This is a genomic window from Psychrobacillus sp. Z3-81 (assembly GCF_056620325.1).
Genome location: NZ_JBWQPU010000123.1, coordinates 1 through 210, shown reverse-complemented (window position 1 = coordinate 210; position 210 = coordinate 1). Strand labels below are relative to the sequence as shown.

Annotated in this window: 1 rRNA gene; it reads right to left on the bottom strand. The window is 36.2% G+C overall.

The window, feature by feature from the left end:
- Positions 1–76: ribosomal RNA gene (rrf, locus tag AC1ECF_RS17870) — 5S ribosomal RNA — on the bottom strand; the annotation flags it as partial.
- Positions 77–210 lie beyond the last annotated feature (134 nt).

Below are 210 nucleotides of genomic sequence, written 5' to 3'. Positions count from 1 at the left end.
TACCATCGGCGCTGAAGAGCTTAACTTCCGTGTTCGGTATGGGAACGGGTGTGACCTCTTCGCCATCATCACTAGACATTGTTTTTAAAAGAACAAGTATTATTATATCAACTCTGTGCATTTTTGCAAGTGTTTTTTTAATAAAATTTTATTCTTTCAAAACTGGATAAAGGACATCAGAAACAAACAAATTGGTTAAGTCCTCGATCG